This is a genomic window from Pseudomonas sp. DW-iso3 (assembly GCF_058725305.1).
Window position 1 is genome coordinate 23,338 of record NZ_JBZXDZ010000007.1, and the last position, 18,884, is coordinate 42,221.

At 60.5% G+C, this 18,884-nt stretch carries 20 protein-coding genes and 1 other RNA gene; 9 read left to right on the forward strand and 12 right to left on the reverse strand.

Annotated elements, in window-relative coordinates:
- Window positions 1-15 precede the first annotated feature (15 nt).
- Window positions 16-801: a transporter substrate-binding domain-containing protein gene (locus tag AC4PS7_RS20740; protein WP_010207406.1), complete on the reverse strand. Its 786-nt coding sequence runs from the start codon at window positions 799-801 to the stop codon at window positions 16-18.
- A gap of 255 nt (window positions 802-1,056) precedes the next feature.
- Between AC4PS7_RS20740 and AC4PS7_RS20745 the strand changes: the two genes are divergently transcribed.
- The 5 genes from AC4PS7_RS20745 (at window position 1,057) to AC4PS7_RS20765 (ending at window position 6,289) form a co-directional block, all read left to right on the forward strand.
- The gene (locus AC4PS7_RS20745) at window positions 1,057-1,752 is read left to right on the forward strand and encodes a FadR/GntR family transcriptional regulator (protein ID WP_010207405.1); all 696 of its coding nucleotides are present in this window, start codon (window positions 1,057-1,059) and stop codon (window positions 1,750-1,752) included.
- 121 nt (window positions 1,753-1,873) lie between these two features.
- Window positions 1,874-2,203 carry a thioredoxin TrxA gene (gene trxA, locus AC4PS7_RS20750; RefSeq protein ID WP_010207403.1) on the forward strand — a complete coding sequence of 110 codons (330 nt, stop codon included), beginning with the start codon at window positions 1,874-1,876 and terminating at the stop codon, window positions 2,201-2,203.
- Between the two features lie 235 nt (window positions 2,204-2,438).
- Complete coding sequence (gene rho, locus AC4PS7_RS20755) at window positions 2,439-3,698, forward strand: transcription termination factor Rho (protein WP_003176825.1); 1,260 nt, start codon at window positions 2,439-2,441, stop codon at window positions 3,696-3,698.
- A gap of 156 nt (window positions 3,699-3,854) precedes the next feature.
- Window positions 3,855-5,321: a 4-hydroxy-3-polyprenylbenzoate decarboxylase gene (gene ubiD, locus AC4PS7_RS20760; RefSeq protein WP_003176824.1), complete on the forward strand. Its 1,467-nt coding sequence runs from the start codon at window positions 3,855-3,857 to the stop codon at window positions 5,319-5,321.
- Complete coding sequence (locus AC4PS7_RS20765; RefSeq protein ID WP_492179725.1) at window positions 5,321-6,289, forward strand: CDP-6-deoxy-delta-3,4-glucoseen reductase; 969 nt, start codon at window positions 5,321-5,323, stop codon at window positions 6,287-6,289. The genes ubiD and AC4PS7_RS20765 overlap by 1 nt, the downstream gene beginning before the upstream one ends.
- 148 nt (window positions 6,290-6,437) lie before the next feature.
- On the opposite strand, the gene AC4PS7_RS20770 is transcribed toward AC4PS7_RS20765, so the two are convergent.
- Window positions 6,438-6,920, reverse strand: coding sequence for a hypothetical protein (locus AC4PS7_RS20770; protein WP_010207399.1), 483 nt, complete (start codon window positions 6,918-6,920; stop codon window positions 6,438-6,440).
- Window positions 6,921-7,217: 297 nt separating this feature from the next.
- Here AC4PS7_RS20770 and AC4PS7_RS20775 point away from each other — a divergent pair, with 297 nt between their 5' ends.
- Window positions 7,218-7,871 (forward strand): gamma-glutamylcyclotransferase, encoded by a 654-nt coding sequence (locus AC4PS7_RS20775; protein WP_021492624.1) that lies wholly within the window; start codon window positions 7,218-7,220, stop codon window positions 7,869-7,871.
- On the opposite strand, the gene glpT is transcribed toward AC4PS7_RS20775, so the two are convergent.
- Entirely contained in the window at window positions 7,868-9,205 is a 1,338-nt protein-coding gene (gene glpT / locus AC4PS7_RS20780) for a glycerol-3-phosphate transporter (RefSeq protein WP_010207397.1), read from the reverse strand. The genes AC4PS7_RS20775 and glpT overlap by 4 nt on opposite strands.
- Window positions 9,206-9,497: 292 nt before the next feature.
- On the reverse strand, window positions 9,498-10,475 hold the full coding sequence (locus AC4PS7_RS20785) for an NADPH:quinone oxidoreductase family protein (RefSeq protein WP_021492625.1): 978 nt from the start codon (window positions 10,473-10,475) through the stop codon (window positions 9,498-9,500).
- A gap of 150 nt (window positions 10,476-10,625) precedes the next feature.
- On the opposite strand from AC4PS7_RS20785, the gene AC4PS7_RS20790 reads away from it, so the two are divergent.
- Window positions 10,626-11,033: a flagellar basal body-associated protein FliL gene (locus AC4PS7_RS20790; protein ID WP_010207395.1), complete on the forward strand. Its 408-nt coding sequence runs from the start codon at window positions 10,626-10,628 to the stop codon at window positions 11,031-11,033.
- A gap of 52 nt (window positions 11,034-11,085) precedes the next feature.
- Here AC4PS7_RS20790 and AC4PS7_RS20795 read toward each other — a convergent pair whose 3' ends face one another.
- The 4 genes from AC4PS7_RS20795 to AC4PS7_RS20810 all read right to left on the reverse strand — a co-directional run bounded on the left by AC4PS7_RS20795 (window position 11,086) and on the right by AC4PS7_RS20810 (window position 16,399).
- The gene (locus AC4PS7_RS20795; protein WP_010207394.1) at window positions 11,086-12,201 is read right to left on the reverse strand and encodes an ABC transporter permease; all 1,116 of its coding nucleotides are present in this window, start codon (window positions 12,199-12,201) and stop codon (window positions 11,086-11,088) included.
- The gene (rbbA, locus tag AC4PS7_RS20800) at window positions 12,201-14,918 is read right to left on the reverse strand and encodes a ribosome-associated ATPase/putative transporter RbbA (protein ID WP_431480317.1); all 2,718 of its coding nucleotides are present in this window, start codon (window positions 14,916-14,918) and stop codon (window positions 12,201-12,203) included. Before rbbA ends, AC4PS7_RS20795 begins: the two co-directional genes overlap by 1 nt.
- Window positions 14,915-15,880, reverse strand: coding sequence for an HlyD family secretion protein (locus AC4PS7_RS20805; RefSeq protein ID WP_021492627.1), 966 nt, complete (start codon window positions 15,878-15,880; stop codon window positions 14,915-14,917). The genes rbbA and AC4PS7_RS20805 overlap by 4 nt, the downstream gene beginning before the upstream one ends.
- Window positions 15,881-15,949: 69 nt before the next feature.
- Entirely contained in the window at window positions 15,950-16,399 is a 450-nt protein-coding gene (locus AC4PS7_RS20810) for an EVE domain-containing protein (RefSeq protein WP_010207388.1), read from the reverse strand.
- 195 nt (window positions 16,400-16,594) lie between these two features.
- Here AC4PS7_RS20810 and AC4PS7_RS20815 point away from each other — a divergent pair, with 195 nt between their 5' ends.
- A complete protein-coding gene (locus tag AC4PS7_RS20815; protein WP_010207387.1) occupies window positions 16,595-16,744 on the forward strand; it encodes a hypothetical protein in 150 nt (49 codons plus the stop codon).
- 8 nt (window positions 16,745-16,752) lie between these two features.
- Here AC4PS7_RS20815 and AC4PS7_RS20820 read toward each other — a convergent pair whose 3' ends face one another.
- The 4 genes from AC4PS7_RS20820 to AC4PS7_RS20835 form a co-directional block, all read right to left on the reverse strand.
- A complete protein-coding gene (locus tag AC4PS7_RS20820) occupies window positions 16,753-17,382 on the reverse strand; it encodes a 5-formyltetrahydrofolate cyclo-ligase (RefSeq protein ID WP_010207386.1) in 630 nt (209 codons plus the stop codon).
- Window positions 17,383-17,438: 56 nt separating this feature from the next.
- A non-coding RNA gene (gene ssrS / locus AC4PS7_RS20825) (6S RNA) lies at window positions 17,439-17,617 on the reverse strand.
- A 30-nt stretch (window positions 17,618-17,647) separates the two neighbouring features.
- A complete protein-coding gene (locus AC4PS7_RS20830; RefSeq protein ID WP_010207385.1) occupies window positions 17,648-17,965 on the reverse strand; it encodes a cell division protein ZapA in 318 nt (105 codons plus the stop codon).
- The gene (locus AC4PS7_RS20835) at window positions 17,962-18,171 is read right to left on the reverse strand and encodes a TIGR02449 family protein (protein WP_007982902.1); all 210 of its coding nucleotides are present in this window, start codon (window positions 18,169-18,171) and stop codon (window positions 17,962-17,964) included. Before AC4PS7_RS20835 ends, AC4PS7_RS20830 begins: the two co-directional genes overlap by 4 nt.
- Window positions 18,172-18,309: 138 nt before the next feature.
- Here AC4PS7_RS20835 and AC4PS7_RS20840 point away from each other — a divergent pair, with 138 nt between their 5' ends.
- Complete coding sequence (locus tag AC4PS7_RS20840; protein WP_021492630.1) at window positions 18,310-18,867, forward strand: YecA/YgfB family protein; 558 nt, start codon at window positions 18,310-18,312, stop codon at window positions 18,865-18,867.
- The last annotated feature ends 17 nt before the right edge of the window (window positions 18,868-18,884 follow it).

An 18,884-nucleotide genomic window follows, 5' to 3' on the forward strand; every position in this document is an offset into this window, starting at 1 on the left:
GTCAGCTCCGTCGCTTCAGAGATCGGCGGGCAGTGGCTCTTTCAGCCATTGCATAGCGTTCTTTTCCAGGCTGCCGTCGGCTTTGGCCGCGACCAGGATCTGGTTGACCTTCTCCAGCAGCGCCGGCTCGTTTTTGTTCACGCCCACGTACACCGGCGAGTCCTTGAGTTTCACTTTCAGCGCGGGCACGCGTTTCGGGCTGCGCTCGCTGATAGCCACCATCACTACGTTGCCGCTGGCGATCAGGTCGACTTGGCCGGCGAGGTAGGCGGCGATGGTGGAGTTGTTGTCTTCGAAGCGCTTGATGGTGGCCTCCTTGGGTGCCACGGCGGTCAGCTCGATGTCTTCAATGGCGCCACGGGTCACGCTGATGGTCTTGCCCTTGAGGTCGTCGGTGCTGCTGATGGCCGCTTCAGGCGGGCCGAACACGGCCAGGTAGAACGGTGCGTAAGCCTTGGAGAAGTCAATGACCTTTTCCCGCTCGGCGTTCTTGCCCAGGCTGGAGATCACCAGGTCGACCTTGCCCGTGGTGAGGAAGGGAATACGGTTGGTGCTGTTGACCGGGGTGAGTTCCAGCTTGACCTTGAGTTGGTCAGCCAGCAGCTTGGCGGTGTCGATGTCCAGGCCGCGGGGCTTCATGTCAGGGCCGACCGAGCCGAAGGGCGGGAAGTCCTGGGGCACGGCGACCTTGAGGGTGCCACGGGCGACGATGTCGTCCAGACCGTTGGCCTGGGCGGGTGCCTGGCTCAGCATCAGGCTGGCAAACAGGGCAGTAAGCAGGGCGCTGTAGCGCTTGGTCATGGCAACTCTCCGAGAAGGGCGAAGGAATTTTCTGGATTTGCTCAGTGCACAGCCCATGCCATCACTCTCAATAAAGCCTGCAAGCCAGGGATTTATTGCGTTGCGATGGTCGGACTGGTCTGAACAGTTCGCGGGTTTTTCGCACCCTTTTCGAGCGTCGGCAAAACCTCGCGAGCCCCTTTGGGGCGTGGCTTGCCGCCGACGGCGAATAGCTTTACAACTAGCCGCTCAGTTGACTGGAACCTTGAGTTTTCTATGAATTCCATCGCCCAAGCCGTACCGGAAGCGGCCCTGCAGGCCATTCGCAAACTGATCAAGGACCAGGGCTTCGGGCCGGGCGATGCCTTGCCGTCGCAACGGGATCTGGCAGTGCAATTGGGGGTGAGCCGAGCGTCGTTGCGCGAGGCGTTGTCGTCCTTGAGTGCCCTGGGTGTGGTCAGTGTTCAGCCTGGCAAGGGTGTGTTCGTGCAGGCGGCCGAGGAGTCGCCGGGGTTTACCTGGCCCTTTGCGGCTCAGGCCACGCCGCTGGATATCTTCCAGTTGCGCTATGCGCTGGAAGGGTTTGCGGCGGGGTTGGCGGCGGTGACGCTGACTGTCGATGAGCTGGACAGCCTGGAAGATAACGTTGAGGCCATGCGCAAGGTGCTCAAGGCCGGCGACTTTGAAGCCGCTGCCCGGCTGGACTTCGAATTCCACCAGCGCGTCCTGCTGGCCAGCGGTAATCAGGCGATGGTGAGCATCCTGAGTGCCAGCGCCGAGGTGTTCCTGGAGAGCCAGAAGCTACCGTTCATCCGGCCGGAGCGGGCCATGGAAACCTGGCAGGAACATCGCAGGATCCTGCGCGCCCTGGCCCGGCGCGCCAGTGCGGCGGCGCAGAAAAGCATGCAGGAACACGTGCGCAATGCGGCGTTGCGCACGGGCATTGCCTTCGTGACTCCCGTCACGCCGTGAGTTGGGCTATACCCAAACTCATGCACCGCCATAGCAAGACTCAATCAGAGGCGGCTTCCTGAACGGTGGAAGGGCGGCTATGATGGGCCACGTTTTTTTTGCTTACAATCCGGAGACATCCATGAGCAACGATCTTATCAAGCACGTCACCGACGCGACCTTTGAGGCCGAAGTACTCAAGGCTCAAGGCCCGGTGCTGGTTGACTACTGGGCTGAATGGTGCGGCCCTTGCAAAATGATCGCTCCAGTCCTGGACGACATTGCGACCACCTACGAAGGCAAGCTGACCATTGCCAAGCTGAACATCGACGACAACCAGGAAACCCCGGCCAAGCACGGCGTGCGTGGTATCCCGACCCTGATGCTGTTCAAGGACGGTAACGTCGAAGCGACCAAAGTAGGCGCGCTGTCGAAGTCTCAGTTGCAAGCGTTCCTTGACGCGAACATCTAAGCGTCGTCAAAAAGGCCCCGCAAAATAGCGGGGCTTTTTCGTGAAACAGGGCTAGACGCTCCGAAACTCAGGTGGTACATTCGGCCCCGCACTGGTTTCTCCACTGCCCCCTGCATGCCGTCGCCGACGCACTCCTTTTCGATTAGTACGCGATCCTGTCGCCTTCTCTGCGGCGCGGCCTCATTAAGCCAAAAGCTTAATTTCCCCCCTCCATAAATGATTACGTCATTCCTATATGAATCTGACTGAACTCAAGCAAAAGCCGATTACCGACCTGCTCCAGCTGGCCGAAGAAATGGGCATAGAAAATATGGCCCGTTCGCGCAAGCAGGACGTGATTTTCTCCCTGCTGAAAAAGCACGCGAAAAGCGGCGAGGAAATCTCCGGTGATGGCGTGCTGGAGATTCTCCAGGACGGCTTCGGCTTCCTCCGCTCTGCTGACGCCTCCTATCTTGCCGGCCCAGACGATATCTACGTCTCGCCGAGCCAGATCCGTCGCTTCAACTTGCGCACCGGTGACACCATCGTTGGCAAGATCCGCCCTCCGAAGGAAGGCGAGCGTTACTTCGCCCTGCTCAAGGTCGACACGATCAACTTCGATCGTCCCGAGAACGCGAAGAACAAGATTCTCTTCGAGAACCTGACCCCGCTGTTCCCGACCGTGCGCATGAAGATGGAAGCCGGTAACGGTTCCACCGAAGACTTGACCGGTCGTGTGATCGACCTGTGCGCCCCGATCGGCAAAGGCCAGCGTGGTCTGATCGTTGCACCGCCGAAAGCCGGTAAGACCATCATGCTGCAGAACATTGCAGCGAACATCGCGCGTAACAATCCTGAAGTTCACCTGATCGTGCTGTTGATCGATGAGCGTCCGGAAGAAGTGACCGAAATGCAGCGCACCGTGCGCGGCGAAGTGGTTGCCTCCACGTTCGATGAACCGCCAACCCGTCACGTACAGGTTGCCGAAATGGTGATCGAGAAGGCCAAGCGCCTGGTCGAACACAAGAAGGACGTGGTGATCCTGCTCGACTCCATCACCCGTCTGGCCCGTGCCTACAACACCGTGATCCCGAGCTCCGGCAAGGTATTGACCGGTGGTGTCGATGCCCACGCCCTGGAGAAACCGAAGCGTTTCTTCGGCGCCGCGCGGAACATCGAAGAAGGCGGCTCGCTGACCATTATCGCCACCGCATTGGTTGAAACCGGTTCGAAGATGGACGAAGTGATCTACGAAGAGTTCAAGGGTACCGGTAACATGGAACTGCCCCTGGACCGTCGCATCGCGGAAAAACGCGTGTTCCCGGCGATCAACATCAACCGCTCCGGCACCCGCCGCGAAGAGTTGCTGACCGCCGACGACGAACTGCAGCGCATGTGGATTCTGCGCAAGCTGCTGCACCCGATGGATGAAGTGGCTGCCATCGAGTTCCTGATCGACAAGCTGAAAACCACCAAGACCAACGACGAGTTCTTCCTGTCGATGAAGCGTAAGTAATACGACGTTTCAGGTCCGAAAGAATGGCGCCCTCAGGGGTGCCATTTTTTTTGTGCCGTTTTTTAAGCATTCTCCGTAACCAAATACATCGCGATAAGCTGCCAGCCGCCGCCATAGCAGGTAGGATGTACGCCTATTTTACGGGTGGCATGGTTAATGAAATTCAAGGATCTTCGGGATTTCGTGCAGCAACTTGAGCAGCGCGGAGAGTTGAAACGTATCCAGATGCCGATTTCCCCGGTGCTGGAAATGACTGAGATTTGCGACCGTACCTTGCGTAACAAGGGCCCGGCGCTGCTGTTCGAGAACCCGACCGGCTTTGATATCCCGGTGCTCGGCAACCTGTTCGGTACGCCCGAACGCGTGGCCTTTGGCATGGGCGCCGAGTCAGTCAGCGAATTGCGCGAGATTGGCAAGTTGCTGGCCTTCCTCAAGGAGCCCGAGCCGCCCAAGGGGCTCAAGGATGCCTGGTCGAAGCTGCCGATCTTCCGCAAGATCATTGCCATGGCCCCCAAAGTGGTCAAGGACGCGGTGTGCCAGGAAGTAGTCATCGAAGGCGATGATGTCGACCTGGCCATGCTCCCGGTGCAAACCTGCTGGCCTGGCGACGTCGGCCCGCTGATCACCTGGGGCCTGACCGTCACCAAAGGTCCGAACAAGGATCGCCAGAACCTCGGTATCTACCGCCAGCAAGTGATCGGCCGCAATAAGGTGATCATGCGTTGGTTGAGCCACCGTGGCGGCGCGTTGGACTTCCGCGAATGGTGCGAAAAACACCCCGGCAAGCCGTTCCCGGTCTCCGTGGCACTGGGTGCCGACCCGGCCACCATCCTCGGCGCCGTGACCCCGGTGCCCGACAGTCTGTCCGAATATGCCTTCGCCGGCCTGTTGCGCGGTAACCGCACCGAACTGGTGAAGTGCCGCGGCAACGACCTGCAAGTACCGGCCACTGCCGAAATCATCCTGGAAGGCGTGATTCATCCGGGTGAAATGGCCGATGAAGGCCCGTACGGCGACCACACCGGCTACTACAACGAAGTCGACAGCTTCCCGGTGTTCACCGTCGAGCGCATCACCCACCGGATCAAGCCGATCTACCACAGCACCTACACCGGCCGTCCGCCGGATGAGCCGGCTATCCTGGGCGTGGCGCTCAACGAAGTGTTCGTGCCGATCCTGCAGAAGCAATTCCCGGAGATCACCGACTTCTACCTGCCGCCGGAAGGCTGCTCGTACCGCATGGCCATCGTGACCATGAAGAAGTCGTACCCAGGTCACGCCAAGCGGGTAATGCTCGGTGTGTGGTCGTTTTTGCGACAGTTCATGTACACCAAGTTCGTTATTGTCACCGATGACGACATCAATGCCCGCGACTGGAACGACGTGATCTGGGCCATCACTACGCGTATGGATCCCAAGCGCGACACGGTGATGATCGACAACACGCCGATCGACTACCTCGACTTCGCCTCGCCGGTGTCGGGCCTGGGTTCGAAGATGGGCCTGGACGCCACCCACAAGTGGCCGGGTGAAACCACCCGCGAGTGGGGCCGGGTGATCGTCAAGGATGAAGCCGTCACCGCCCGTGTCGATGCGATCTGGAAAGAATTGGGAATAGATTGATGCGAGTAACCCTGCAACCTTCCGGCGCCGTGCTGGAGCTGGTCCCTGGCGAGCGAATCCTCGAAGGCGCGCGCCGCCTGGGCTACGAATGCCCCCAGGCCTGCCGCAACGGCGTGTGCCATGTGTGCGCCGCGCTCTTGGTGGAAGGCCGGGTGCAGCAGGCCGGTGAAGTGCGTGATCACGGCGAGTTCTACACCTGTATCGCCGAGCCGCTGGAAGATTGCATTGTGTTGTGGGATGGCGTGCTGGCGCCGGGAGAGTTGCCGTTGCGCAAGTTGTCGTGCCAATTGAGTGAATGCGTCGAGGTGGGTGGCGATGTGTGGCGCGTGCGCCTACGTGCGCCGGCCGGCAAGGCGGTGCGTTACCACGCCGGGCAATACCTGATGATCGAGCGCGAGAGCGGTGAGCAGTCCGCGTTCTCCCTGGCCTCGGCACCCCATGCCGGGCGCGAGCTGGAGCTGCATGTGCTGGCCCGCGAGGACAGCGCGCGCACCTTGCTTGCGCAACTGCAACGCAACCAAATGGCTCGCGTAGAGCTGCCTTTTGGGGATACTCACCTAGCCGAGCTGCCGGACGGGCCGCTGGTGTTGATCGCCGCTGGCACCGGCATGGCGCAGATGCACAGCCTGATCGAGCATTGCCGCGCCTCCGGCTTCAAGCACCCTGTCCACCTGTACTGGGGCGTGCGCCGTCCGGAAGATTTCTACCAGATCGAACACTGGGACCAGTGGCTGCAACTGCCCAACCTGTTCCTGCACAAAGTCGTCAGCGACCTGTGCGGTTGGGAAGGGCGCTGCGGGCTGTTGCATGAAGCGGTGTGCGAAGACATTGCCGACCTCAAGTCGGTGCACGTCTACGCCAGCGGTTCACCGGCGATGATATACGGCACCCTGGATGCGCTGGTGGATGCCGGTATGGACGCGCACCAGATGCGTGCGGACGTGTTTGCTTACGCCCCTCGGCCCTGAAGCGATCACCTGCATCACGGATGTACGCTGATCAAACTGTGGGAGCGGGCTTGCTCGCGAATGCATAGTGTCAGTCAACATATTTGCACACTGATACTCCGCATTCGCGAGCAAGCCCGCTCCCACAGTGGACTGCGTCGTGTCTGTGTCAGAAGCGCACGCCTGTGGTCACCATCGCGGCATTGAACCCCAGCAACACTAATTCCGCCGCCACTGGCCCGTAATGGGTGCCCACCGACGGAATGATCACCGGCGCTACGCCAAAACGGTTCAACGGGATCTTGTCGCGGTACTTGCCGCGATAGCCCTGGATCGCCCCGCCCGTCAGCTTCACATACACCGGATAGTCGGCCATATCGTAGCGCTTGCCTGCGTACGCATAGTACGAGCGCTGCCGGAACGAGTTGCGAAACGTCGCCCCGCCATACACAAAGCCTGACGCTTCATTGCGCTCCAGGCCGATCAGGTCCTGGTTGTTGTTGTGCTCGGGGTCGGGCGCAAAATGCCGGGTGTAGACGCTCGTCTGTGCGTACCAGAAGCCTTTGTCGTCATCGGTTGCGGGTATTTCGCCCGCCAGTGCGGTGGTGGCCTGGGCCAGGAACAGCAGGCCAGGCAGTCGGAATCTTTTCATGGGTACGACCTCGATAGTCGGTGTGATGGACGGCTAGGTGGGTCGTGATGGGTGTGCACTATGTTGACGGTTTGGTGCGCTCCCAGGCTGAACCGGGGCTGAAAGTGACGGAATTGGCACGCGTAATGCTGACGAATGGCTGTCGGGCATATATCCGTACTTATTCACTTACGGTATTTAGTGTCTTATACAAATGTCCTTAAGCTATATCTGAGACAGGCGGCTTATTGCTGCAGGTTTTATTACGGTAAAGTTGCTTACAACTGGTAATACATAGGAGGCGTAACGCTCTTCGTCATGACCGCCATTGAAACTGATCTTTTGCAATTGGCTTACCCTCCGCGGCTCGATCTTGGGCCGCAACTCACTCACGAACAGTTAATGAGCTCGATGCAGGCCACCATGGCCCTGCATAAGGGTGGGCCGGTCTGGCTTTTCGCTTATGGTTCGCTGATCTGGCGCCCTGAATGCTCGTCGACCGAGCGGATGCGGGCACGGGTTCATGGTTATCACCGGGGCCTGTACCTGTGGTCCCATGAGCATCGGGGAACACCGGAAATTCCGGGGTTGGTCTTTGGGCTGGATCGCGGCGGCTCCTGCAGCGGGTTTGCCTACCGCTTGCCGGAAGATCAGCTGGAGGCCTCGCTCTACGCTTTGTGGCAGCGCGAGATGCCTTATCCCTCCTACCGGCCGCATTGGCTCAGTTGCCGTCTCGAAGATGGCAGTACGGTGCAGGCGTTGGGATTTGTCTTGGAGCGGCACTTGCCCAGCTATGCCGGCAACTTGCCCGACGTTGTGCTGAACCATGTGTTGCAGAGCGCTTGCGGGCGTTACGGCACGACTCGCGATTATGTCGAGCAGACCGTCAACGCCCTGCGTAGCCACGCCATGCCAGATAAGAACCTGGAGGCGCGGCTCAAGCGTTGTGCAAAGAGTTGCTCAGGCGGTTAGCGCGCCGAGCTGACGCTGTTGGTGTGCCACAGCGTTGGGATCAAGAAGGCGATGGCCAATAGACACGCGCCGATCAGCAGCACGAAACCACCGTCCCAGCCGAAATGGTCCACGGTGTAGCCCATGGCCGCACTGGCCGCCACCGAACCCCCCAGATAACCGAACAGACCGGTGAAACCCGCGGCGGTGCCGGCGGCTTTCTTCGGTGCCAGTTCCAGCGCCTGCAGGCCGATCAGCATCACCGGGCCATAGATCAGGAAGCCAATGGAGAACAGCGCGATCATGTCGACCATCGGGTTGCCCGGCGGGTTGAGCCAGTACACCAGGGTCGCCACGGTCACCAGTGCCATGAACACAATGCCGGTGAGGCCACGGTTGCCACGGAAGATCTTGTCCGACATCCAGCCGCACAGCAGGGTGCCCGGAATACCGGCCCACTCGTAGAAGAAGTACGCCCACGACGACTTGTCGACCGTGAAGTGCTTGGCTTCTTTCAAGTAGGTCGGCGCCCAGTCCAGCACGCCGTAGCGCAGCAGGTAGACGAATACGTTGGCGAAGGCGATGTACCACAGCATTTTGTTACGCAGCACGTATTTGACGAAGATTTCCTTGGCGCTGAATTCGTCTTCGTGGCTGGCGTCGTAACCTTCCGGGTAGTCGTTCTTGTACTTCTCGATAGGCGGCAGGCCTACCGATTGCGGGGTGTCGCGCATGGTAATGAAGGCAAACGCCGCCACCAGCAATGCCACGGTGGCCGGCACGTAGAACGCCGCATGCCAGTCGTTGAACCAAGCCATGCCCAGCAGGAACAGCGGACCGATCAGGCCGCCGCCGACGTTATGCGCCACGTTCCATACGGAAACCACGCCGCCGCGTTCTTTCTGCGACCACCAGTGCACCATGGTGCGTCCACTTGGCGGCCAGCCCATGCCTTGGGCCCAACCGTTGATGAACAGCAAAATGAACATCATGGTCACGCTGGACGTCGCCCAAGGTGCGAAACCGAAAATGAACATCACCCCGGCGGAAACCAGCAGGCCGAAGGGCAGGAAGTAGCGTGGGTTGGAGCGGTCGGACACCAGGCCCATGAGGAACTTGGACAGGCCGTAGGCAATCGCAATAGCCGACATCGCCAGGCCGAGTTCGCCTCGGGTATAACCCTCGTCGATCAGGTAGGGCATAGCCAGGGAGAAGTTCTTGCGCAGCAGGTAGTACCCGGCGTACCCGAAGAAAATGCCGGCGAAGATCTGCCAGCGCAGGCGTCGGTAGGTACTGTCTATTTTTTCTTCAGGCAGGGGCGCCTGATGTGCGGCAGGACGAAAGAAAGCAAACATTCAAGAGCTCCAAATTTCTTGTTTTGACTGCGGATGCGAATGTTACAGTTTCGTTACCGAAAATAGCATCGCCTCTTATCTGCAAACACAGGAAATGAGAGCAATTGCATGTTCTCTTATGAACATGTCGCGATTAGATAAGTGCTGGTCGTGATTGAGTTTGTGAGACGCTGGAGATCCAAAGGTGGGAGCGGGCTTGCTCGCGAAAGCGGTGGGTCAGCCAGTGCATGTGTCACTGAACCACCGCATTCGCGAGCAAGCCCGCTCCCACATTGACCGCATTTCACATCGTTTAGCGAGTTTGCACGACTACCTTGCCCACCGCCTTGCGCTGTCCCAAATCATTAATTGCCTGGGCGGCCTGTTCCAGCGGATACACCTGGGACACCAACGGCTTCAACTTGCCCTCGGCATACCACGTGAACAGCTGTTGGAAATTCGCCGCATTGTCCTGCGGCTGGCGCTGGGCAAACGAGCCCCAGAACACCCCAACCACCGCCGCGCCCTTGAGCAGCGCCAGGTTCACTGGCAGCTCCGGAATGCGCCCGCTGGCAAACCCCACCACCAGCAAACGGCCGTTCCAGGCAATGGCGCGGATCGCCTGATCAAACAGGTCGCCACCCACCGGGTCGTAGATCACATCGGCGCCGTTGCCGTCGGTGAGGCGCTTGATTTCGTCTTTCAGGCTGGCTTCGCTGTAGTTGATCAGCTCATCGGCGCCAGCGGCCTTGGCCACTTCGAGTTTATCGGCGCTACTGGCAGCAGCGATCACCCGTGCGCCCATGGCTTTGCCGATTTCCACGGCGGCCAGGCCCACGCCACCGGAGGCGCCGAGTACCAACAGGGTTTCGCCGGGTTGCAGGTTGGCCCGTTGTTTCAGCGCGTGCATGGACGTGCCGTAGGTCATGCTGAAAGCCGCTGCAGTGTTGAAGTCCATGCTCGGTGGGATCGGCAGCACGTTGTAGCTGGGCACTGCGACTTGTTCGGCAAAGCTGCCCCAGCCCGTCAGCGCCATGACGCGGTCACCGACGTTCAAGTGGCTGACCTTTTCCCCCACTTCACTGACCACGCCCGCTGCTTCGCCACCCGGCGAAAACGGGAAGGGCGGTTTGAACTGGTACTTGCCCTCGATGATCAGCGTGTCCGGGAAATTGACCCCGGCGGCATGCACGTCCAACAGGATCTCGTTCTTCTTGATCGTTGGGCTTGCGACATCTTCCAGCACCAGGGTTTCGGCAGGGCCGAAGGCTTTGCACAGCACAGCTTTCATCGGACTATTCCTTTTGGCGTCGTGGCCGATAAGTGTAGGAGGGCAGGCGCGTGGGTCAACAAGCATGCCCCGGCCTGATAAGCCGCCATAAGCTTGTGCTCAGCCTTGCTAGCGTTATGCTACCCGGCAACCGAATTTGAGGAATGAACTGTGAAAGCGTGGATCCTGTTGATGCTGGCCCTGACTTTGCCGATGGCAGCCCAGGCCGAAGAAGCCAAAGAAGGCGAGGCGCCGAAGGTCAGCTATATCAGCCTGAGCCCGCCGTTCGTGGGTAACTATGGCCTGGATGGCACGGCGAAACTCAAGGTATTCAAGGCCGACATCGCTTTGCGCGTGACGGGCGCCGAAGCGGCGGCACTGGTGAAAGCCAATGATCCATTGATCCGCAACCAGCTGGTAGCGCTGTTCACCCAGCAGACCAACGAGGCCATGAGCACCGTCGAAGGCAAGGAAAAGCTGCGCCAGGAAGCGCTCAAGCAAACCCAACAAGTGATGAGCGACGAGACGGGCAAGCCGGTGGTGGAAGACCTGTTGTTCAACAACCTGATCATCCAGTAATCCACCTAAGCCCCATGGGGCCTGGCTTCTATTGTGAGCAGGCTCCGACAGGCTACGACGCGAGGCTCTTGCGGAACCTCGCCAACGCCACTGCAAAAAACAGCAACCCAATCCCCGCCAGCGCCAGCACGTCCGGCCACACCACGCTCACGCCTGCATCGCGAAACAGAATCGCCGCACTCAAACTCACAAAGTGCGTCGATGGCGAGCCCTGCATCACCCACTGCAACCACTCGGGCATGCTGTCCAGCGGCGTGCTGCCGCCTGAGAGCAGCAGCATCGGGATAATGACTGGAATCGCCAGCAGGCCGAACTGCGGTGTCGAGCGGGCAAGCGTCGCGAGGAAAATCCCCAGCGCCGTACTGGCAAACAGGTACAGCGCCGTCACGAACAGGAACAGCCCCAGCGACCCGGCCAGCGGCACGCCAAGCAGTCCTTTGACCACCACTTCCAGCGACAGCCAGGTGCACAGCACCACCACCAGCATATTGCTCCAGATTTTTGCCAACATGATCTCCAGCGCCGTCAGCGGCAGCACCAGCAAATGGTCGAGGGTACCGTGCTCGCGTTCGCGCAGCAGCGCGGTGCCGGTCAGGATAATGGCGAGAATAGTGATGTTGTTGACGATCTGGATCACCGCCAGGAACCAGCCGCCTTCCAGGTTGGTGTTGAACAGCGCGCGGGTAGTGAGCAGGGCGGGCGCCTGGTTGGCGGCGGCTTGCCCGCTATAGGTCAGCAGTTCCCGCTGGAAAATCCGCCCGATATAGCCCGCGCCCATGAACGCTTGGCTCATCGCCGTGGCGTCGACATTCACCTGCACGCCCGGTTGGCGCCCTGCCAGCAGGTCTGCCTGGAAGTTCGCCGGCACATTGATCACGAAGGTGTATTCGCCGCTGTCCATGACCTTGTCCAACTGGTCATAGGCCAGAGGAATGGGCGCTTGAAACTCGGGCGGTTGCAGCGCCTCGGCCATCTGGCGGGAGAGCGAGCTGTGGTCTTCATCGACAAATGCCACGCTGGCATTGTGCACGCCGATCACTGAACCGGCGGCGGGCATATAGATGGCGACGGTGAAGGCGTAGAACAGAAACAGCAGCAACACGCCGTCGTGGCGCAGGCTGGTCAGTTCCTTTATGCCCAGACGCAGGATGTGCGCGAACTTATGCATCAGGCCTCCTGCTTCTTGAGCATGATCAGGCTCAGTCCGGTGAACCCGACGAAAAACCCGAACAGCGCCAAGCACTGTGGCCACAACTGGCGCAGGTCCAGGGCCTTGGTGAACGTGCCCACGGCGATATCCAGGAAGTGCCCTGCCGGGAACAGCATGCCCATCAATGCCGCCGCACCTTCCAGGGACGAGCGCGGCACGATCAGCCCGGAGAACTGGATGGTCGGCAGACTGGTGATGATCATGGTGCCGAGGATCGCCGCGATCTGCGTACGGGTGAACGCAGAAATCAGCAGGCCCATGCTGGTGGTCGCCAGCACGTAGAGCAGGCCGCCAAACGCCAGCGTCAGGCCGCTGCCCTTGAACGGCACGCCGAACAGCCAGCGGTTCATTGCCACCAATACCGCCAGGTTGACCAGGCTCACGGCCAGGTACGGCGTTTGTTTGCCGAGCAGGAATTCCAGACGGGTCAGCGGCGTGGCGTAGAAGTTGGTGATAGAGCCCAACTCCTTCTCGCGCACGATGCCGAGGGCGGTGAGCATCGCCGGGATGAACGCCAGGATCAGCGCCATCACACCGGGGCCGATGGCGTTGACGCTGACCACGTCCTGGTTATAGCGAAAGCGCGTTTCCAGCTTGGCGGCCGCTGGGTGGTTGCGGGGCAGGCTGCTCAGTTCGGCCAGTTGCTGCAGGTTCTCCTGGTGCACGGCCTCTACATAGTTACGGCTGGTTTCCGCGCGAAACGGCATGCCGCCATCGAGCCATGCGGCTACGCTGGGCTGGCGACCGGCGTAGAGGTCGCGACCAAAACCGGGAGGGATCTCCAGGGCCAGTTTGATTTCCGAGCGTTGCAGGCGCCGGTGCAGTTCATTCGAGTCCCGGATGGGCGGCTGCTCGGCGAAATAGCGTGAACTGCGAAACCCCTCCAGGTAGGCACGGCTTTGCGGCGTCTGGTCCTGGTCGTAGATGGCGAAGGCGAGGTTTTCCACATCCAGGGAAATGCCGTAGCCGAAGATCACCATCATGAACATCGCGCCCAGCAGCGCGAAGGCCATGCGTACTTTGTCGCGCAGCAGTTCCTTGCCTTCGCGGCTGGCCACGGCTAACAGGCGAGCCAGGCTGAAACCGCGTTTGCTCACGGGCGGCGCCCCGGTTTCGCTGACGGTTGCGGTGGGGGCAGCGGATTTGGCTTCGCCTTGAGCCTGTTCCAGGCAGGTGACGAACGCTGCTTCCAGCGTATCGCCGTGGAATTGCCGTTGCAGCGCATCCGGCGTATCGCAGGCCAGCACCTCGCCCGCGTGCATCAGGGAGATGCGGTCGCAGCGCTGGGCTTCGTTCATAAAGTGGGTGGACAGGAAGATGGTCACACCTTGTTCGCGGGACAGCTCGATCAGCAACCGCCAGAAGTCATCCCGTGCGGCCGGGTCGACGCCCGACGTGGGTTCGTCGAGGATCAGCACTTCCGGGCGATGCAGCACCGCCACCGCCAATGACAAGCGCTGGCGCAGGCCGAGGGGCAGTTCACCGGACGGTTGTTCGGCGACGTCACCGAGATCGAAGCGCTGGATCAGCTCATCAATGCGCGGGCCACTCTCGGCCTTGGGTAAGTCGAACAGTTGCGCATGCAGCACCAGGTTCTGGCGCACGCTGAGCTCGCCATACAGTGAGAAGCTTTGCGACATGAAACCCACGCGCTTGCGGGTCGCCAGGTCCTTGGCGTTGACCGGGTTGCCCAGCAGGGTCGCGCTGCCTTCGGTGGCGGGCATCAGCCCGGTGAGCACCTTCATGGTGGTGGTCTTGCCGCAGCCGTTGGAGCCGAGGAAGCCGAAGATCTCGCCTCGGCCGATGGCGAAGCTGACCTTGTTTACCGCCGTGAAATCGCCGAAACGCAGGGTCAGGTCGTGGGCTTCGATGGCGATGTCGGTGGTGTCGCTTTCTCGCGGTGGGATCAGCAGCGGCTGGTTGCTGTGGGCGCTGTTGCCCTGGAAGTGGGTGAAGGCCTCGTCCAGTTTGCCGCTGGGTGTTGCGTCAGCCAATTCACTGCTCAGCCCGTCCGCAATCAGCTTGCCGCGATCGAGCATCAGGCAATGTTCGAATTGCTCGGCTTCCTCCATGTAGGCCGTGGCCACCAGCAGTGTCAGTTGCGGGCGTTCGCCGCGTACGCTTTCGACTAGCTCCCAGAAGCGTCTGCGTGAAAGCGGGTCGACGCCGGTGGTGGGCTCGTCGAGGATCAACAAGTCCGGGTCGTGGATCAGCGCGCAACACAGGCCGAGCTTTTGTTTCATTCCTCCGGAGAGTTTGCCGGCCGGGCGGTCGGCGAAGCGCGCAAGGTCGGTGGACAGCAGCAGGTTGTGCATGCGCTGTTCGCAGTCGGCTTTCGACAGGCCAAACAGTGTGGCAAAGAAACGGATGTTTTCGCTGATGGACAACTCGGGATACAAGTTGCCGCCCAGCCCTTGAGGCATGAAGGCGATGCGCGGGTACAGGCTATTGCGGTGGCGGCGATCTTCAATCGCACCGCCAAGCACGTTCAACTGACCGTCCTGAAGCTTTTTAACCCCGGCGATCAAGCCCAGCAGGCTCGACTTGCCCGCGCCATCCGGGCCGATCAACCCGCAGCGCGTACCGGCCGGCAGGTTGAAAGTGATGTCGACCAGGGCCTGTTCCTGGCCGTAGCGGTGGTTGATCCCCGTCGCCTGCAGCGCCAGGGCGCTCATCGCAGGTTGGCCGGCCAGTCGATGTCAGCCGTGCGCACGTAGCCTGCGCCGGGCATGCCGGGTTTGGCTTGCGGCACGGCGCTGGGTTGGGTCAGGCGCAGTTTGACGCGAAACACCAGTTTCTGGCGTTCGTCGCGGGTTTCCACTTCTTTGGGCGTGAACTGGGATTTGGCGGCTACAAAGCTGATCTTGGCCGGCAGTGGTTGGTCGGGCAGGGCATCGAGCAGGATGCGTGCGTCGCTGCCAACGGTGAGGCGGCCGGTGACGGAGGCGGGCAGGTAGAGGTTCATGTATTGGTCGTTGGGATCGATCAGCAACAGTACGCGTCCTCCCGCGCCCAGCACTTCGCCAGGCTCGGCCAGACGCAATTGGATAATTCCGTCGATGGGCGCGCGCAGGCTGCTGTCATCGATCTCGCTGGTGAGTTGGGCCACCTGGGCTTGGGCTGCGCCGATGGCGGCTTTCACCGAGGCTACCTGGGCTTGTGCGGCAACCACCGCCGCATTGCCGGTGTTCTGACGCGCTTGCTGCTGGTCGATCAGTTGGCTGCTGGCGAAGCCGCGCTTGTACAACTCTTGGGTGCGCCTGAGTTCCTGGTTCGCCAGCAGTTGTTCGCTTTGTCGCAGTTGCACATTGGCTTCGGCAGCGGCGAAGTTTTCCTTGGCGCGCAGTACTTCGGCTTCGGCCTGTGCGCGTTGGGCTTCCAGCGTGCGGGTGTCCATGCGTGCAAGTAGCTGGCCCTTGAGCACCTTGTCGCCTTCGTCCACCCGCACTTCGGCGAGGCGCCCGGGGATCTTGGCGGCAATCTGCACTTCGGTGGATTCCAGGCGGCCATTGCCCATGCTCAGGCCCTCGGGCAGGCGGTCCTGGGTGGAGCGCCAGTAGCCGAAGCCACCGGCACCCAACAACAGGGCGATGAGGGCGATGGCGAAAAGACGGGAGGTGTGGTGATTCGTCGACATGGCTGCTTCCTGCGGCATTAGCGTCCTAGTTTGAACGGTTTGCCCCGGCGGGGCCTTGATACCGATCAGTTAAAGCAAATTGATCACGGCAGCCCATTGCTCGGGCGTGACGGCCATCACCGATAACCGGCTGCCTTTTTGTACCAGGGGCAGTTCGGCCAGGGCGGTTTGCTGCTTCAGGTAACCAAGGCCCAACACGTTGGGAAAAGTCTGGACATGGGCGACGGTGATCGCGCTCCACGGATTTTTTTCCGGGGTGGCTTTGGCGTCGAAGTAGTGGCTTTCGGGCTCCAGCGCGGTCGGGTCCGGGTAGGCCGCTTCAACGATTTTACCGATGCCGGCAATGCCTGGCTCCGGGCAGCTGGAGTGGTAGAAGAAAAACAGGTCACCCACCGCCATGGCACGCAGGAAGTTGCGCGCCTGGTAATTGCGCACCCCGTCCCAGCGGGCTTCGCCGAGCTTTTCCAGGCCTTTGATAGAGAGTTCGTCGGGCTCGGATTTCATCAGCCAATAGGCCATTTTTGGGCTCCTGAAAAAAGCAGTGGGCAAGTTGTCAGGCAATTTGATGACAAACCGACAGTCGGTTGGCGTCAAGGTTTGCGTGTTGGTTCACGTTACCGCAGAATGCCGGCTTTTAAAGCTTGACGCAGCTGCAACGGACTACTTTGGAACGTTGTTGTCATCGTGTACGAGGTGCCTGCAGGGGGGCAATCGATGCAACGTAAACCGGATTTACTATGGATTTTGGTGATTTTGTTTGGTCTGGGCGTCGTGACCACCGGGTATGCCCAAAGCTTATGGTCGAACAAGACCGATGCACCCGTTGAACTGGCTCAGCAGCAGCCGCAACCGTTCAAACGCTGACCCCTCTTCTAAGGCGCCGCTGACTCCAGTGGCGTCTTCGCAATATACCAACGCTTATCGGTGACGGTGCCCGCCAGCGGCACATCCCAGCTTGCCTGTGCCAATCGATCGACCTTCTGACATTCGTGGGCCAGGCCCAGCAGCGTCGGCTTGCGCCAGCTCTGACGGCGCGCCAGGTAGGCCAGGCTGCGATCGTAGAACCCGCCGCCCATGCCCAGGCGTCCTCCTGCATCATCGAAACCCACCAACGGCAGCAGCACCAGGTCCAGCGCCCAGACCTTGCGTTGGCGGCTGATATTCACCCGTGGTTCCAGGATACGAAAGCGATTGGGCAGCAGCTTTTCCCCGGGCCTTACGCGCTGGAACACCATCTTGGTCCGTGGCCAGGCGCTGAGCACCGGCAGGTAGGTGGCCTTGCCCCGGCGCTGGGCTGCACGCAACAGCAGGCGCGGATCGATTTCACCGTCCGTCGGTAGATACAAGGAAATATGTTTGGCCCGACGAAACAGCGGGTGCTGTGCCAGTTGCCGATACAGGCCGTGGGCGGCCTTGCGCTGCTCGCTCGGCGTGAGGGCGCGGCGGGCTTTGCGCAACATGCGTCGAAGTTGCGGACGGGAAAGCGGCGCAGGTTCGGTCATGGTTTCGGCTCATAAAACAATGCCAGTCCGAGGACTGGCATTGAGTTTGGGAATTCAGGCTCCCCGACAGAGCCGCTGTCGACTTAGCCCTTGAACCCGAAAGTTCAAGGTGGAAGATGCAGTAGGCTTTAAGGCTTTCCGTCTAGCGGACATGCACACCAGCCCAACGTGCAACTTCCAGGGTAGTGCGAATCGGCTCAGGGACATCGCCGACTGGCAAACACGCCAGGGAGTGGGGCGAGTATACCTTAAACAGTCGCCGCAATCAGCCCTTGGGTGCGTCTGAATCGCTGGAAAGCACCAGATCGACACGCTCCAGCAGGTCACGCACCTGCTCACGCGTCGAGCCGCTGGCCTGCACGTCAGGGCGTTCCTGCTTATGCAGTAAATCGTGGGTGATATTCAGGGCGGCCATCACGGCGATGCGGTCGGCGCCGATGACTTTGCCGCTGCTGCGGATCTCACGCATCTTGCCATCCAGGTAGCGGGCGGCGCTCACCAGGTTGCTGCGCTCCTCCTGGGGGCAAATGATCGAATACTCTTTGTCGAGGATCTGCACGGTGACGCTATTGCTTGAACTCATGAGTCTTGCTCCAGGGCCTTCAGGCGCGAAATCATCGATTCGACCTTACGCCGGGCGATTTCGTTTTTTTCAATGAGGTGAGCGCGTTCCTCGCGCCAGGTCTTTTCCTGAGCTAATAGGAGTCCGTTTTGACTCTTAAGTTGCTCGACCCGAGTAATTAGCAATTCGAGTCTGGCCATCAGCGCTTGCAGGTCGGTGTCTTCCATTGGGTTCCACTGGATTTGTCTGATGAATGGCAACTGCAGGATAAACGATCTGACGCCCTTGATAGTCTTGGTACGTCTGCCGGTGCTAGGATACAGCGCTCCATTCTAGACATTGCGCCGTCTGGCGCCTAGCTCACCATGCCTATTCAGAACTCCCCGTACGACGCTTTTTCCAAACTGCTGAGCACCAGCGGCCACCCATGCTCGCCTGCCGAACTGCACGGCGTGTTGCTGGGCCGCAGTTGCACCGGCGTTGGCTTTGATGCCGACAACTGGCTGGCAGACGTGGCCGAGCTGCTGGAAACCGAACCGACCGACAACGTGCGCAACGCGCTGATCGGCCTGCAAGAGATGGTCAAGGGCGAGCTGACCGGTGATGACGTCACCGTGGTCCTGCTGCTGCCGACCGACGACGCGCCGCTCGCCGAGCGCGCCGCCGCCCTGGGCCAATGGTGCCAAGGCTTCCTCCACGGTTTCGGCGTCAACGCCGGCGGCCTGGAACTGAGCACCGACGCCAAGGAAGTGTTGCAGGACTTGGCCGCCATCTCCCAGGTGCAAGATGCCCTGGAAGAATCCGAAGACGGTGAAGGCGACTACATGGAAGTCATGGAATACCTGCGCGTCGCGCCGTTGCTGCTGTTCACCGAGACCAAGAAGTCCGCTGAGCCTGCTGCACCCAAGCCGTCGCTGCACTAAAAAGGAAGCCCATCTGC

What these genes read in the sequence shown, in the direction of transcription:
- AC4PS7_RS20840 (WP_021492630.1), top strand. Translation starts at nt 18,310, where the DNA reads ATGCCTATTCAGAACTCCCCGTACGACGCTTTTTCCAAACTGCTGAGC.
- AC4PS7_RS20765 (WP_492179725.1), top strand. Translation starts at nt 5,321, where the DNA reads ATGCGAGTAACCCTGCAACCTTCCGGCGCCGTGCTGGAGCTGGTCCCT.
- AC4PS7_RS20745 (WP_010207405.1), top strand. Translation starts at nt 1,057, where the DNA reads ATGAATTCCATCGCCCAAGCCGTACCGGAAGCGGCCCTGCAGGCCATT.
- AC4PS7_RS20740 (WP_010207406.1), bottom strand. Translation starts at nt 801, where the DNA reads ATGACCAAGCGCTACAGCGCCCTGCTTACTGCCCTGTTTGCCAGCCTG.
- AC4PS7_RS20820 (WP_010207386.1), bottom strand. Translation starts at nt 17,382, where the DNA reads ATGACCGAACCTGCGCCGCTTTCCCGTCCGCAACTTCGACGCATGTTG.
- AC4PS7_RS20810 (WP_010207388.1), bottom strand. Translation starts at nt 16,399, where the DNA reads ATGGCCTATTGGCTGATGAAATCCGAGCCCGACGAACTCTCTATCAAA.
- AC4PS7_RS20805 (WP_021492627.1), bottom strand. Translation starts at nt 15,880, where the DNA reads ATGTCGACGAATCACCACACCTCCCGTCTTTTCGCCATCGCCCTCATC.
- AC4PS7_RS20785 (WP_021492625.1), bottom strand. Translation starts at nt 10,475, where the DNA reads ATGAAAGCTGTGCTGTGCAAAGCCTTCGGCCCTGCCGAAACCCTGGTG.
- trxA (WP_010207403.1), top strand. Translation starts at nt 1,874, where the DNA reads ATGAGCAACGATCTTATCAAGCACGTCACCGACGCGACCTTTGAGGCC.
- AC4PS7_RS20815 (WP_010207387.1), top strand. Translation starts at nt 16,595, where the DNA reads ATGCAACGTAAACCGGATTTACTATGGATTTTGGTGATTTTGTTTGGT.
- AC4PS7_RS20770 (WP_010207399.1), bottom strand. Translation starts at nt 6,920, where the DNA reads ATGAAAAGATTCCGACTGCCTGGCCTGCTGTTCCTGGCCCAGGCCACC.
- AC4PS7_RS20795 (WP_010207394.1), bottom strand. Translation starts at nt 12,201, where the DNA reads ATGCATAAGTTCGCGCACATCCTGCGTCTGGGCATAAAGGAACTGACC.
- AC4PS7_RS20775 (WP_021492624.1), top strand. Translation starts at nt 7,218, where the DNA reads ATGACCGCCATTGAAACTGATCTTTTGCAATTGGCTTACCCTCCGCGG.
- ubiD (WP_003176824.1), top strand. Translation starts at nt 3,855, where the DNA reads ATGAAATTCAAGGATCTTCGGGATTTCGTGCAGCAACTTGAGCAGCGC.
- rbbA (WP_431480317.1), bottom strand. Translation starts at nt 14,918, where the DNA reads ATGAGCGCCCTGGCGCTGCAGGCGACGGGGATCAACCACCGCTACGGC.
- AC4PS7_RS20830 (WP_010207385.1), bottom strand. Translation starts at nt 17,965, where the DNA reads ATGAGTTCAAGCAATAGCGTCACCGTGCAGATCCTCGACAAAGAGTAT.
- AC4PS7_RS20835 (WP_007982902.1), bottom strand. Translation starts at nt 18,171, where the DNA reads ATGGAAGACACCGACCTGCAAGCGCTGATGGCCAGACTCGAATTGCTA.
- glpT (WP_010207397.1), bottom strand. Translation starts at nt 9,205, where the DNA reads ATGTTTGCTTTCTTTCGTCCTGCCGCACATCAGGCGCCCCTGCCTGAA.
- rho (WP_003176825.1), top strand. Translation starts at nt 2,439, where the DNA reads ATGAATCTGACTGAACTCAAGCAAAAGCCGATTACCGACCTGCTCCAG.